At 72.5% G+C, this 11,648-nt stretch carries 13 protein-coding genes; 9 read left to right on the forward strand and 4 right to left on the reverse strand.

Going from position 1 to position 11,648, the window contains the following annotated elements:
* The first annotated feature begins 2 nt into the window (after positions 1-2).
* Positions 3-482 (forward strand): methylated-DNA--[protein]-cysteine S-methyltransferase, encoded by a 480-nt coding sequence (locus tag VMF51_RS22555; RefSeq protein WP_325476727.1) that lies wholly within the window; start codon positions 3-5, stop codon positions 480-482.
* Positions 483-516: 34 nt separating this feature from the next.
* Entirely contained in the window at positions 517-1,059 is a 543-nt protein-coding gene (locus tag VMF51_RS22560) for an NUDIX hydrolase (RefSeq protein WP_325476728.1), read from the forward strand.
* A gap of 13 nt (positions 1,060-1,072) precedes the next feature.
* Here the strand turns inward: VMF51_RS22560 and VMF51_RS22565 are convergent, their stop codons facing one another.
* The gene (locus VMF51_RS22565) at positions 1,073-1,795 is read right to left on the reverse strand and encodes an IclR family transcriptional regulator (protein ID WP_090852934.1); all 723 of its coding nucleotides are present in this window, start codon (positions 1,793-1,795) and stop codon (positions 1,073-1,075) included.
* A 180-nt stretch (positions 1,796-1,975) separates the two neighbouring features.
* Between VMF51_RS22565 and leuC the strand changes: the two genes are divergently transcribed.
* The 3 genes from leuC to VMF51_RS22580 all read left to right on the forward strand — a co-directional run bounded on the left by leuC (position 1,976) and on the right by VMF51_RS22580 (position 4,938).
* Positions 1,976-3,394, forward strand: a complete 1,419-nt coding sequence (gene leuC / locus VMF51_RS22570; RefSeq protein ID WP_325476729.1) for a 3-isopropylmalate dehydratase large subunit — start codon at positions 1,976-1,978, stop codon at positions 3,392-3,394.
* A gap of 12 nt (positions 3,395-3,406) precedes the next feature.
* Complete coding sequence (gene leuD / locus VMF51_RS22575) at positions 3,407-4,012, forward strand: 3-isopropylmalate dehydratase small subunit (protein ID WP_325476730.1); 606 nt, start codon at positions 3,407-3,409, stop codon at positions 4,010-4,012.
* Positions 4,013-4,224: 212 nt separating this feature from the next.
* Positions 4,225-4,938 carry an HU family DNA-binding protein gene (locus VMF51_RS22580; protein ID WP_325476731.1) on the forward strand — a complete coding sequence of 238 codons (714 nt, stop codon included), beginning with the start codon at positions 4,225-4,227 and terminating at the stop codon, positions 4,936-4,938.
* 51 nt (positions 4,939-4,989) lie between these two features.
* Here VMF51_RS22580 and cofC read toward each other — a convergent pair whose 3' ends face one another.
* The gene (gene cofC / locus VMF51_RS22585; protein WP_325476732.1) at positions 4,990-5,634 is read right to left on the reverse strand and encodes a 2-phospho-L-lactate guanylyltransferase; all 645 of its coding nucleotides are present in this window, start codon (positions 5,632-5,634) and stop codon (positions 4,990-4,992) included.
* Positions 5,635-5,789: 155 nt separating this feature from the next.
* Between cofC and VMF51_RS22590 the strand changes: the two genes are divergently transcribed.
* The gene (locus tag VMF51_RS22590; RefSeq protein ID WP_325476733.1) at positions 5,790-6,524 is read left to right on the forward strand and encodes a lysophospholipid acyltransferase family protein; all 735 of its coding nucleotides are present in this window, start codon (positions 5,790-5,792) and stop codon (positions 6,522-6,524) included.
* Positions 6,521-7,537, forward strand: coding sequence for an NAD(P)H-dependent glycerol-3-phosphate dehydrogenase (locus tag VMF51_RS22595; RefSeq protein ID WP_325476734.1), 1,017 nt, complete (start codon positions 6,521-6,523; stop codon positions 7,535-7,537). The genes VMF51_RS22590 and VMF51_RS22595 overlap by 4 nt, the downstream gene beginning before the upstream one ends.
* A 67-nt stretch (positions 7,538-7,604) precedes the next feature.
* On the opposite strand, the gene VMF51_RS22600 is transcribed toward VMF51_RS22595, so the two are convergent.
* Positions 7,605-8,669 carry a PLP-dependent aspartate aminotransferase family protein gene (locus tag VMF51_RS22600; protein WP_325476735.1) on the reverse strand — a complete coding sequence of 355 codons (1,065 nt, stop codon included), beginning with the start codon at positions 8,667-8,669 and terminating at the stop codon, positions 7,605-7,607.
* 25 nt (positions 8,670-8,694) lie between these two features.
* On the opposite strand from VMF51_RS22600, the gene VMF51_RS22605 reads away from it, so the two are divergent.
* Both VMF51_RS22605 and VMF51_RS22610 read left to right on the forward strand, forming a co-directional pair.
* Positions 8,695-10,077: a UDP-N-acetylmuramoyl-tripeptide--D-alanyl-D-alanine ligase gene (locus tag VMF51_RS22605; protein ID WP_325476736.1), complete on the forward strand. Its 1,383-nt coding sequence runs from the start codon at positions 8,695-8,697 to the stop codon at positions 10,075-10,077.
* Positions 10,078-10,088: 11 nt separating this feature from the next.
* Positions 10,089-11,186 (forward strand): D-alanine--D-alanine ligase family protein, encoded by a 1,098-nt coding sequence (locus VMF51_RS22610; protein ID WP_325476737.1) that lies wholly within the window; start codon positions 10,089-10,091, stop codon positions 11,184-11,186.
* Between the two features lie 6 nt (positions 11,187-11,192).
* On the opposite strand, the gene VMF51_RS22615 is transcribed toward VMF51_RS22610, so the two are convergent.
* Positions 11,193-11,648 (reverse strand): YbjN domain-containing protein, encoded by a 456-nt coding sequence (locus tag VMF51_RS22615; protein ID WP_325476738.1) that lies wholly within the window; start codon positions 11,646-11,648, stop codon positions 11,193-11,195.

The following is an 11,648-nucleotide window of genomic DNA, read 5'->3' on the forward strand; positions in this document are numbered from 1 at the left end:
CCATGTGGACCGTCATCGACTCGCCGGTCGGCGAGCTCCGGCTCGTCGAGCGCGACGACACGATCGTCGCCATCGAGTTCTCGCCGTTCCGCGACGGCGACGGCCGGGTCCGCGGCGACCGCGACGACGCGCACCCGCTGCTCGTCGAGACCGCGCGCCAGCTCGGCGCGTACTTCGACCGCGACCTGACGGAGTTCGACCTGCCGCTGGCCCCGGTCGGCAGCGACTTCCAGCGACGGGTGTGGGACCAGCTCGTCGCGATCGGCTACGGCGAGACCGCGTCGTACGGCCAGGTCGCCCACCGGCTCGGCATGACCAACGCGGCGTCCCGCGCGGTGGGCCTCGCCAACGGCCGCAACCCGATCCCGATCGTGATCCCGTGCCATCGGGTGATCGGCGCCAACGGCACCCTCACCGGGTACGCCGGCGGGCTGGAGCGCAAGCAGCTGCTGCTTGAGCTGGAGCAGGACGCCCTGTTCTGACGCCGTGCCGGGCCGGCCTGTCAGGCTGGGCGCCATGAGCGGCTGGCAGACGCATGCGACCCGGACGGCGTACGAGAACGCGTGGATCCGGGTGCGCGAGGACGACGTGACCCGTCCCGACGGCAGCACCGGCGTGTACGGCGTGACCGAGGTCCGCCACCCGGCGGTGTTCATCGTCCCGGTCACCGATAACAGTGAGGTGCTGCTGGTCCGGCTGTTCCGCTACACGATCGGGCGCGATTCCCTCGAGGTGCCGGCCGGTGGCTCGGACGGCCAGGACCTGCTGGTGGCCGCGCAGCGCGAGCTGCGCGAGGAGACGGGACGTACGGCGCAGACCTGGACCCGGCTCGGGAGGGTCTTCTCCCTCAACGGGGTGGCCGACGCCCCGGCCGAGGTGTTCCTGGCCCGTGGCCTCGCGGACGTCGGCGGGGGCAGCCTCGAGGAGGAGGGGATCTCCGAGGTGCTGGCGGTGGCGTGGGACGACGTGCTGCGGATGGTGCGCACCGGCGAGATCCACGACAGCGAGACGATCTCCTGCCTGATGCTGGCCGGTCTCGAGCTGGGCCGGATCGGCTGACGGCCCGGAGTTGCTACTCCGCGGCCGCGCGCCGCAGTGACTCGGAGAGCCGCTCGGCCGCGGCGAGCACCGCGGGGGCGTGCATCCGGCCGGGCTGGCGCGAGAGCCGCTCCAGGGGGCCGGAGACCGAGACGGCGGCGATGATCTTGCCGCTGGGGGAGCGGACGGGCGCGGACACCGACGCGACGCCCTGCTCGCGCTCGCCGACGGACTGGGCCCAGCCGCGGCGGCGGATGCCGGAGAGTGCGGCCGCGGAGAAGGCGGCGTTCTGCAGGCCGCGGTGCATGCGCTCGGGGTCCTCCCAGGCCAGCAGCACCTGAGCGGCCGATCCGGCACGCATGGTCAGCTGCGAGCCGACCGGGATGGTGTCGCGCAGGCCGCTGGGCCGCTCGGCCGCGGCGACGCACACCCGGTGCTCGCCCTGGCGTCGCCACAGCTGCGCGGACTCGCCGGTGATGTCGCGCAGCCGGGCGAGCACGGGACCGGCCGTGGCGAGCAGGCGGTCCTCACCGGCGGCGGCGGAGAGCTCGGCCAGCCGGGGACCGAGCACGAAGCGGCCCTGCATGTCGCGGGCGACCAGCCGGTGGTGCTCGAGCGCGACGGCGAGACGGTGCGCCGTCGGGCGAGCCAGCCCGGTCGCGGCCACCAGGCCGGCCAGCGTCGCCGGTCCGGACTCCAGTGCGGTCAGCACCAGTGCCGCCTTGTCGAGCACGCCCACGCCGCTGGAGTTGTCCATATGCCAATACTCCCGTCTCGGATCATGGGATGCAAGGGGTGTGATCAGTCCCGCACCGCTCGACCGGCGGAAGGACGCTCTCGGATTCGGCGTCTTGCATATCGAGATTCACGTCTCAGATCATGGGATCGGCGGCGTACTCTCTAAGAGTCGGAAGCAGCACGTCACGAGGGAGTGATCATGGGCAGGACCCTGTCGGAGAAGGTGTGGGACGAGCACGTCGTGCGATCGGCCCCCGGAGAGCCGGACCTGCTCTACATCGACCTTCACCTCGTCCACGAGGTGACCTCGCCGCAGGCGTTCGACGGCCTGCGCATGGCCGGCCGGACCGTGCGTCGTACCGACCTCACCCTGGCGACCGAGGACCACAACGTCCCGACCCTGGACTGGGACAAGCCGATCGCCGATCCGGTCTCGCGCACCCAGATCGAGGCGCTGCGCAAGAACTCCGACGAGTTCAGCGTGGTCAACCACAAGCTCGGTGACGCCGACCAGGGCATCGTGCACATCATCGGCCCGCAGCTCGGGCTGACCCAGCCCGGCATGACGATCGTCTGCGGCGACAGCCACACCAGCACCCACGGTGCGTTCGGCTCGATCGCGCACGGCATCGGCACCTCCGAGGTCGAGCACGTGCTCGCGACCCAGACCCTGGTGCAGGCCAAGCCGAAGACGATGGCCGTGACCATCAACGGCAGCCTGCCCGAGGGCGTCACCGCCAAGGACATGGCGCTCAACCTGATCGCCCACGCCGGCACCGGCGGCGGACAGGGCTACATCGTGGAGTACCGCGGGCAGGCCGTCCGCGAGCTCTCGATGGAGGGCCGGATGACGCTGTGCAACCTCAGCATCGAGTGGGGTGCGAAGGCGGGCATGGTCGCGCCCGACGAGACCACCTTCGCCTACATCCAGGGCCGCCCGCACGCGCCGCAGGGCGCCGAGTGGGACGCCGCCGTCGCGCACTGGAAGACCCTGGTCACCGACGAGGACGCGGTCTTCGACAAGGAGATCGTGCTCGACGCCTCGACGATGACGCCGTTCGTCACCTGGGGCACCAACCCGGGCCAGGGCGCGCCGCTGGGCGCCAGCGTGCCGGCGCCGTCCGACTTCGAGGACGAGCAGGACCGGATCGCCGCCGAGCGTGCGCTGGAGTACATGGGCCTCGAGGCCGGCACCCCGCTGCGCGAGGTCCAGGTCGACACCGTGTTCATCGGCTCCTGCACCAACGGCCGGATCGAGGACCTGCGGCTCGCCGCCGAGGTCATCAAGGGCCACAAGGTCGCGGAGAACACCCGGATGCTCGTCGTCCCGGGCTCGGCGCGGGTGCGCCTGCAGGCCGAGGGCGAGGGCCTCGACGTGATCTTCAAGGAGGCGGGCGCCGAGTGGCGCGGCGCCGGCTGCTCGATGTGTCTCGGCATGAACCCCGACACCATCGCTCCCGGTGAGCGCAGCGCGTCGACCTCCAACCGCAACTTCGAGGGCCGGCAGGGCAAGGGTGGGCGCACCCACCTGGTCTCCGTGCCCGTCGCGGCGGCGACCGCCGTCCGCGGCACCCTCTCCTCACCCGCCGACCTGCAGCCCGCCGCGGCGACGAACTGAACGGGAGCTGACATGGACAAGTTCACGACCCACACCGGCGTCGCCGTCCCGCTGAAGCGCAGCAACGTCGACACCGACCAGATCATCCCGGCCGTCTACCTCAAGCGGGTCACCCGCAACGGCTTCGAGGACGGCCTGTTCTCCGCCTGGCGGGGCGACCCGACGTTCGTGCTCAACAACCCGGTGTACGACGGCTGCTCGGTGCTCGTCGCCGGCCCCGACTTCGGCACCGGCTCCTCGCGCGAGCACGCCGTCTGGGCGCTGCAGAACTACGGCTTCAAGGTCGTCATCTCCGCGCGCTTCGGCGACATCTTCCGCGGCAACTCCGGCAAGGCCGGGCTGCTCACGGCCAAGGTCGACGAGAAGGTCGTCCAGAAGCTCTGGGACTTCCTCGACGACAACCCGGGCGGCTCGGTCACCGTCGACCTGGAGTCGCGCACCGTCCGTGCCGGCGAGGGCGTCGACGCGATCGAGGAGTCGTTCGACATCGACGACTACACCCGCTGGCGGCTGCTGGAGGGTCTCGACGACATCGGGATCACCCTCGGCCACGAGGCCGACATCGCGGCGTACGAGGCGAAGCGACCGAGCTGGAAGCCGGTCACGAAGCTCGCCTGAGGTCGCGCGCCCGACCCCCGACTCGCCCCCAGTCCGCGTCCGGACTGGGGGCGAGCCGCGTCTCGGGGGCGCCTGGTCCGCCGTCGTCGCCGCGCAAAAAAGTTGCCTAGACGGGCGGCGTGGTGATTGTGAGGGGGGCCACGAATACCTAGCGTGCGAACGAGAAAGTCGAGCACGGGCTCGGCTCGAGGTGCATTTCCGAAGGGAAGACCGTGAACAAGTCACAGCTCATCGACGCGCTGGCGGCGCGTTACGAAGGGAACAAGAAGGCCGCGGCCCACGCGCTCGAGTCCGTCCTGGACACGATCACCCGCGAGGTGGCGAAGGGCGAGAAGGTCGCGATCACCGGCTTCGGGTCGTTCGAGAAGAAGGTCCGCGAGGCGCGTTGGGTGCGGAATCCGCAGACCGGCGAGCGGATCAAGGCGAAGAAGAAGGCGGTGCCGAAGTTCACGGCCGGTGCCGACCTGAAGGGTGTCGTCTCGGGGGCGAAGAAGCTCCCGAAGCTGACCCTGGCCGCTGCCAAGGCCGGACCGGCCGCGGCCAAGAAGGCCGCGACCCCCGCGACGAAGGCCACCGCGACCAAGGCCGCGGCTCCGGCGAGGAAGACCGCGACCGCGTCCAAGTCGACCGCGTCCAAGTCGACGGCCGCGAAGAAGTCGGCGCCGGCGAAGAAGGCCACGGCCACGAAGGCGACGGCGACCAAGAAGGCGACGCCGGCCAAGAAGACCACCGCCACCACCGCCTCGGCGAAGAAGGCGGCCGCACCGGCCAAGAAGGCGTCGACGGCGAAGAAGACCTCGGCGGCCAAGACCTCTGCGGCCAAGACCACGACCGCCAAGACGGCGGCCACGAAGACGGCCGCCGCCAAGAAGGCGCCGGCGGCGAAGAAGTCCCCGGCCAAGAAGACGGCCGCCAAGAAGTCCTGACCGACCGACCACGACGGGGCCGCCTCCAGCCGGAGGCGGCCCCGTCGCGTGTCAGAGGTCCGCGGCGAGGGCGCGGGTGCGCGGACCCACGCCCAGCGCGACCGCGGTGCGCAGGTCGTCGAGGTCGTCGACGTCGCAGCGCAGGGTGGTCGCGTCCAGGCCGACCGCGAAGGCCCGCTCGTCGTGGGCGTCGCGCGACCCCGGCCCGAAGCGCGGCTCGAAACGGTCCCACTCCGCGGTGTACAGAGTGGTGCCGGTGCCGGCGGCATCCGGGACGTACGCCGGCTCCTCGCCGACCTGCGCCAGCGCGGCGTCGAGGTCGGCGGACCGGAGCGCGGGCAGGTCCGCGCAGAGGGCGACCGGCTGCAGGTCCGGCCACCGGCGCCTGGCCTCCGCCGCGGCCTGTCGCAGGCTCGCGTTGAGGTCGCCCGTGACGCCGTCCGGGATGGCCGGGCAGCCGAGGGTGGCGAACCGGACGGAGAACGCCGCGTCGTCCGTCGCGACGAGCACGGCGCCGACGTACGCGCTCGCCATCCCGGCGGCGACGGTGTCGAGCGCGAACGCCGCGGCGAGGTCGCGGCGTACGTCGTCGGGCAGTCCGAGCAGGCGGGACTTCCCGCGGGCCGGTGGCTTGACGGGCACGAGCAGCGCGAACCGACGGTGCGCGGCGGTCGGCGCTGAGGGAGGACGGGACATCGGGTCGATCCTGTCAGGTCGTGGTGCCGGACCGTGCGGCACCGACCGAGTAGCCTGCGTTCGGGCGTGGGGGACGTCAGCGCGAGCCGGAGGACAAGACGAGGGAGCACGTGAAGGTACGCAAGCTTCAGCAGCGACGTGGCTGGGCATGGCATGTGGCCGTCCCCATCGTGAAGCCCGTGCTGCTGGCCACGACCACCCACGAGTGGACCGGCGGCGAGAAGATCCCCGCCACGGGCGGCTGCATCCTGGTGCTGAACCACATCTCCCACGTCGACCCGTTCACCGCCGCCCACATCGTGTGGGACCACGGCCGGGTGCCGCGCTACCTCGCCAAGTCGGGGCTGTTCCGCAACCGGGCGCTCGGCTTCTTCATGCGGGCCGCGGGCCAGATCCCCGTCGAGCGACTCAGCGTCAACGCCGTCGGGGCGTACGACGCGGCCGTCGCGGCCGTGCGCGCGGGCGAGTGCGTCGTGGTCTACCCCGAGGGCACCATCACCCGCGACCCCGGTGGCTGGCCGATGACCGGCAAGTCCGGCGCGGCCCGGATCGCGCTCGCGACCGGCTGCCCGGTGATCCCGATCGGCCAGTGGGGAGCGCAGGAGCTGCTCGCGCCGTACGCGAAGAAGCCCGACCTGTTCCCGCGCAAGCGGATCCGGATGATCGTCGGCGACCCGGTCCCCCTCGACGACCTGCTGGCGCAGGAGGTCACCCCGCCGGTCGTCCAGCAGGCGACCGCGCGGATCATGGCCGCCGTGGTGTCGCTCGTCGAGGAGATCCGGGGCGAGACCGCCCCGGCCGAGCGTTTCGACATGCGCAAGGCAGGGGTGCGCGAGATCGGCAACCCCGGCCGTCCAGAGCCGCACGAGCCGGGGGAGGACCCAGCATGAGCCATCCCAGCACCGGCAAGGTCGCCGTCCTCGGCGCCGGGTCGTGGGGCACCGCCTTCTCGATCGTGCTCGCCGACGGCGGCAACGAGGTCACCATGTGGGGACGTCGCGAGGAGGTGTGCGAGGCGATCAACGACCGGCACGAGAACGTCGAGTACCTCCCCGGCGTCCAGCTGCCGCCCACCGTCTCGGCGACCCACGACGCGGAGAAGGCGCTCGCCGGCGCGGACGTCGTCGTGCTCGCGGTGCCGTCCCAGTCGCTGCGGGCCAACCTCACCGAGTGGGCGCCGTACCTGCCCGACGACGCGGTGATGGTGTCGCTGATGAAGGGCGTCGAGCTCGGCACCCTCAAGCGGATGAGCGAGGTGATCGCGGAGGTCACCGGCGCCGGACCCGACCGGATCTCGGTCATCAGCGGGCCCAACCTGGCCAAGGAGATCGCCCGCCGCGAGCCCGCCGCCTCGGTCGTCGCGTGCGAGGACGAGGACGTCGCCCGGATGCTGCAGGCGCGCGTCCACTCGCCGGCGTTCCGGCCCTACACCTCGGTCGACGTGCTTGGCTGCGAGCTGGGCGGCGCCTACAAGAACGTCGTCGGTCTCGCGGTCGGCATGGCGGTCGGCCTCGGCTTCGGCGACAACACCACGGCGTCGGTGATCACCCGCGGGCTGGCCGAGACCGCCCGGCTCGCGATGAAGCTCGGGGCCAACCCGCTGACCCTGATGGGGCTCGCGGGCCTCGGTGACCTGGTGGCCACCTGCTCCTCCCCGCTGTCGCGCAACCGCACCTTCGGCGAGAAGCTCGGCCAGGGCATGACGTCGGCCGAGATCTACGCCTCGACCCGCCAGGTCGCCGAGGGGGCCAAGTCCTGCGCCTCGCTGCGCGCCCTCGCCGAGCGGTCCGACATCGACGCACCGATCGCCCAGCACGTCGACGACGTCGTCGCCGGCCGGCTGACCGCCAACGAGATGATGGACGCCTTCATCGCCCGCGACACCAAGGCCGAGACCGACTGACCGCCGACCCGGCGTGAATGTGGTGCCCACCCGGCGCGAACTCGCGCCGGGTCGGCGGTGAGGGTGGTCAGGGGAGCTTGGCCAGGGCCTGCTCGAGGTCGGCCCAGAGGTCCTCGACGTCCTCGATGCCGACGGAGAGCCGCACGAGGGCCTCGGGGATGGTGGCCGGCTCGGCCTTCCAGCGGCGCCGGCGCTCGAAGGTCGACTCCACGCCGCCCAGGCTGGTCGTGTAGACCCACAGCTCGGTCGAGTGGGTGAGCAGGTCGGCGGCCATGGCGCCGCCGGCGAGGACGATCGAGACGATGCCGCCGAAGCCGGGGTAGCGGACCTCGGCGATCGCCGGGTGCTCGGCGAGCCGGGAGGCCAGCTCGGTGGCGCTGCTCTGTGCCCGCTCGACGCGCAGGTGCAGCGTGCGCATGCCGCGCAGCGCCAGCCAGGCCTCGAACGTTCCCGGTACGGCGCCGAGCAGGTCGCGGCGCCCCTTGAGTACGCCGTACAGCTCGTCGTCGGCCGTGACCAGAGCGCCCATCAGCACGTCGCTGTGACCGGAGAGGTACTTCGTGGCCGAGTGCACCACGATGTCGGCGCCGAGCTCGATCGGCTTCTGCAGCAGCGGCGTGGCGAAGGTGTTGTCGACCACGACGTACGCACCGGCCTCGTGGGCGGCGGCGGCGATGGTCTCGATGTCGGCGATCTCCAGCGCGGGGTTGGTGGGCGACTCCAGGACGACGAGGGCCGCGTCCTCGCACGCGGCCACGCAGGCGGCCGTGTCGGTCACGTCGACGAGCGCGGTGGTGATCCGCCCGCGCGCCTCCAGGTCGCCCAGCTGGACGATCGTGCCGTTGTAGGAGTGGGCAGGAGCGACCACCTTGCCGCTCTGGCCCACGAGGTCGAGGACCACCGAGATCGCGGCCAGCCCGGACGAGAAGGCCAGCGCGCGGCCGCCCTCCAGCGCGCCCAGCGCGGACTCGAAGGCCTGCCAGGTGGGGTTGCCCCAGCGGCCGTACTCCCGATCGCCGCCCCCGACGAACGTGGAGGCCATGGTGATCGGGGTGTTCAGGGGCTCGTCGGCCTCGTGCGGAGGGCGGCCGGCGTGGACGGCGAGCGTGGAGGGCAAGGGGTGGTCGACCATGGGTCACAGACTAGGGTCGGTGGCCATGATCGCCCTGACCCTGGCCGAGATCGCCGCCGTCGTCGACGGTGCGGTGGCACCGGAGGTCGCCGAGGTCACCGTCACCGGTCCGGTCGTCATCGACGGCCGCGAGGCGCGGCCGGGCAGCCTCTTCGCGGCGTTCGTGGGCGAGCACAGTGACGGCCACGAGCACGCGCCCCAGGCCGCGGAGCAGGGCGCGGTCGCGGTGCTCGGCAGCCGGCCCACGGCGCTCCCGACGGTGGTGGTGGAGGACCCGCAGCGGGCGCTCCAGCTGCTCGCGGCGTACGTCGTCGCGCGGGTACGCCGCGCGGGCGGCCTCACGGTGGTCGGGATCACCGGGTCCCAGGGCAAGACCTCGACGAAGGACCTGCTGGGTGCGGTGCTGGGCCGGGTCGGCCCGACCGTTCTCACCCGCGGCTCGTTCAACAACGAGCTGGGGATGCCGCTGACCGCGCTGGGCGTCGAGGCCGACACCCGGTTCCTGGTGCTCGAGCTCGGCGCTCGGGGGCGGGGCCACATCGCCGACCTGGCGCGGCTCGTGCCGCCCGACGTCGGCGTCGTCCTGAACGTCGGCCAGGCCCACCTCGGCGAGTTCGGCTCGCGCGACGCCATCGCCGTCGCCAAGGGCGAGCTCGTCGAGAGCCTGGCCGAGGACGGTACGGCGGTGCTCAACGCCGACGACCCCCGGGTCGCGGCGATGACCACGCGCACGCAGGCAGGCGTCGTCACCTTCGGGCAGGAGCACCCGGCCGACGTCCGGGTCGAGGAGCTGACGCTGGACCGGCTCGGCCGGCCGTCGTTCGTGCTCGCGACGGCGCAGGACCGGGTGCCGGTCACCCTGCAACTGGTCGGCGCCCACCAGGCGCTCAACGCGGCCGCGGCGGCGACCGCCGCCCTGGCGCTCGGGCTCACGCCCGAGCAGGTGGGTGAGGCGCTCTCCGCTGTCGCGACCCTGTCGCAGTGGCGGATGGAGCTGCGCGAGCTCCCGGGCGGCATCACCGTCCTCAACGACTCCTACAACGCCAACCCCGACTCGATGCGGGCCGGCCTGGACGCCCTGGCCGCGATCGGCGCCGACGCGTCGGTACGCCGGACCGTCGCCGTCCTCGGCGAGATGCGCGAGCTGGGCGAGGACAGCGACGCCGAGCACGTCGCCATCGGCGAGTACGCCGCCCGCGTCGGCGTCGACCAGGTGCTGGTCGTGGGCGAGCCCGCGCGGGGCATCCACCGCGGCGCCGAGAGCGGGAACGCCACGGCCAGCGTCTTCGTCGCCGACAACGCCGATGCCGTCGCCTGGCTGCGCGAGCACCTCGGCGCGGGCGACGCCGTACTCCTCAAGGCGTCGCGGGGGGCGCGCCTCGACGAGGTCGCCGCGACCCTTCAGTAATGTCGGGCGACATGGCCGACGCTTCCCCCGCCCCTGCTGATCCGCCGCGCCCGAAGGTGCGGGTCGCCCTGCTCTTCGGCGGTCTCTCCGGCGAGCACGGCGTCTCCACCGCGACCGCCGCCGGGGTGATGAAGGCGATGGACCCGGCCAAGTACGACGTCCTGCCGGTCGGCATCACCCGGGACGGACAGTGGGTACTCGCCGGGGGCGACGCCTCCCGGTGGGAGCTCACCGCCGGCGGGCTGGCCGAGGTGACCCCCGACGCCGGCCGGGCGGTCACCGGTCTGGCCGACCTGGGCGAGGTCGACGTCGTCTTCCCCCTGCTGCACGGTCCCTTCGGCGAGGACGGCACCGTCCAGGGCATGCTCGAGCTCGCCGGGGTGCGGTACGTCGGCGCCGGGGTGCTGGCCTCGGCCGTCGGGATGGACAAGCACTACATGAAGCTGGTCTTCGCCGGTCACGGGCTGCCCGTCGGGCCGTACGTCGTCGTCCACCCGCGGGACTGGGAGCAGCGCCGCGACCAGGTGCTGTCCCGCGTGCAGGAGCTGCGGTTCCCGGTGTTCGTGAAGCCGGCCCGGGCGGGTTCCTCGCTCGGCGTCACTCGGGTCGAGGACCCCAGCGGGTTGCCCGACGCCATCGAGGAGGCGCGCTACCACGACCCGAAGGTGCTCGTGGAGCAGGGACTCGAGGGCCGCGAGATCGAGTGCTCGGTGCTCGGCGGTCGTGGGGGAGCGGCCCCGCGTGCCTCGGTGCCCGGCGAGATCGTCGTCGACCACGACGCCGCCGAGTTCTACGACTTCGACGCCAAGTACCTCAGCGCCACCCAGGCCCGCACCGAGGCGCCGGCCGACCTGCCCGACGACGTGAGCGAGCGGGTGCGCGACCTGGCGGTCCGGGCGTTCGAGGCCATCGGGGGCGAGGGGCTCTCGCGCGTCGACGTCTTCGTGCAGCCCGACGGCGAGGTCGTCCTCAACGAGATCAACACGATGCCCGGTTTCACGCCCATCTCGATGTACCCCAAGATGTGGGAGGCGACCGGGCTGGCCTACCCGGAGCTCATCGACGAGCTGATCCAGCTGGCCCTGGAGCGCCCGACCGGCCTGCGCTGAGCGCGGTCACTGCGCGAGCAGGTCCTCGGGGTCGGCGCCCTCGGCCACGCCCTGCAGGGCGTCGATCCACAGGTCCATCGCGGCCAGGTTGTGGGCGATCAGCGGGGAGACCAGCGCGGCCAGGACGGCATCGTCGACGTCGGCCTTCCCGAGGTCGATCGAGGTCCGGAGCCGGACGTCGCCGTCGGTCGTGTCGATCTCGAACGACCCGACGGTGAGCCCGTAGTTGGCGTGCGTGAGCACCGCGGCCACCGCCTCCCGGCGGTCCTCCGGCACCTCGTCGGGCAGCAGGCTGTAGAAGGCGATCTGCTGGTCGTCGGGGTCGACCTGGGCCACGAACGGCCACGGGGCGTCGCCGTCGGAGGGCTCCAGGAGCATGCCGCCCGGGTGCTCGTCGTCGAGCTCCACCTGCCACTGCAGGCCCTGGAGCACGGCGACGACGCGGTCGAGGAGCGCGCCCAC

The organism is Nocardioides sp. (genome assembly GCF_035503875.1).
Taxonomy (GTDB): Bacteria; Actinomycetota; Actinomycetes; order Propionibacteriales; family Nocardioidaceae; genus Nocardioides.

What these genes read in the sequence shown, in the direction of transcription:
- VMF51_RS22555 (WP_325476727.1), top strand. Translation starts at nt 3, where the DNA reads ATGTGGACCGTCATCGACTCGCCGGTCGGCGAGCTCCGGCTCGTCGAG.
- leuD (WP_325476730.1), top strand. Translation starts at nt 3,407, where the DNA reads ATGGACAAGTTCACGACCCACACCGGCGTCGCCGTCCCGCTGAAGCGC.
- leuC (WP_325476729.1), top strand. Translation starts at nt 1,976, where the DNA reads ATGGGCAGGACCCTGTCGGAGAAGGTGTGGGACGAGCACGTCGTGCGA.
- VMF51_RS22560 (WP_325476728.1), top strand. Translation starts at nt 517, where the DNA reads ATGAGCGGCTGGCAGACGCATGCGACCCGGACGGCGTACGAGAACGCG.
- cofC (WP_325476732.1), bottom strand. Translation starts at nt 5,634, where the DNA reads ATGTCCCGTCCTCCCTCAGCGCCGACCGCCGCGCACCGTCGGTTCGCG.
- VMF51_RS22610 (WP_325476737.1), top strand. Translation starts at nt 10,089, where the DNA reads ATGGCCGACGCTTCCCCCGCCCCTGCTGATCCGCCGCGCCCGAAGGTG.
- VMF51_RS22600 (WP_325476735.1), bottom strand. Translation starts at nt 8,669, where the DNA reads ATGGTCGACCACCCCTTGCCCTCCACGCTCGCCGTCCACGCCGGCCGC.
- VMF51_RS22605 (WP_325476736.1), top strand. Translation starts at nt 8,695, where the DNA reads ATGATCGCCCTGACCCTGGCCGAGATCGCCGCCGTCGTCGACGGTGCG.
- VMF51_RS22595 (WP_325476734.1), top strand. Translation starts at nt 6,521, where the DNA reads ATGAGCCATCCCAGCACCGGCAAGGTCGCCGTCCTCGGCGCCGGGTCG.
- VMF51_RS22565 (WP_090852934.1), bottom strand. Translation starts at nt 1,795, where the DNA reads ATGGACAACTCCAGCGGCGTGGGCGTGCTCGACAAGGCGGCACTGGTG.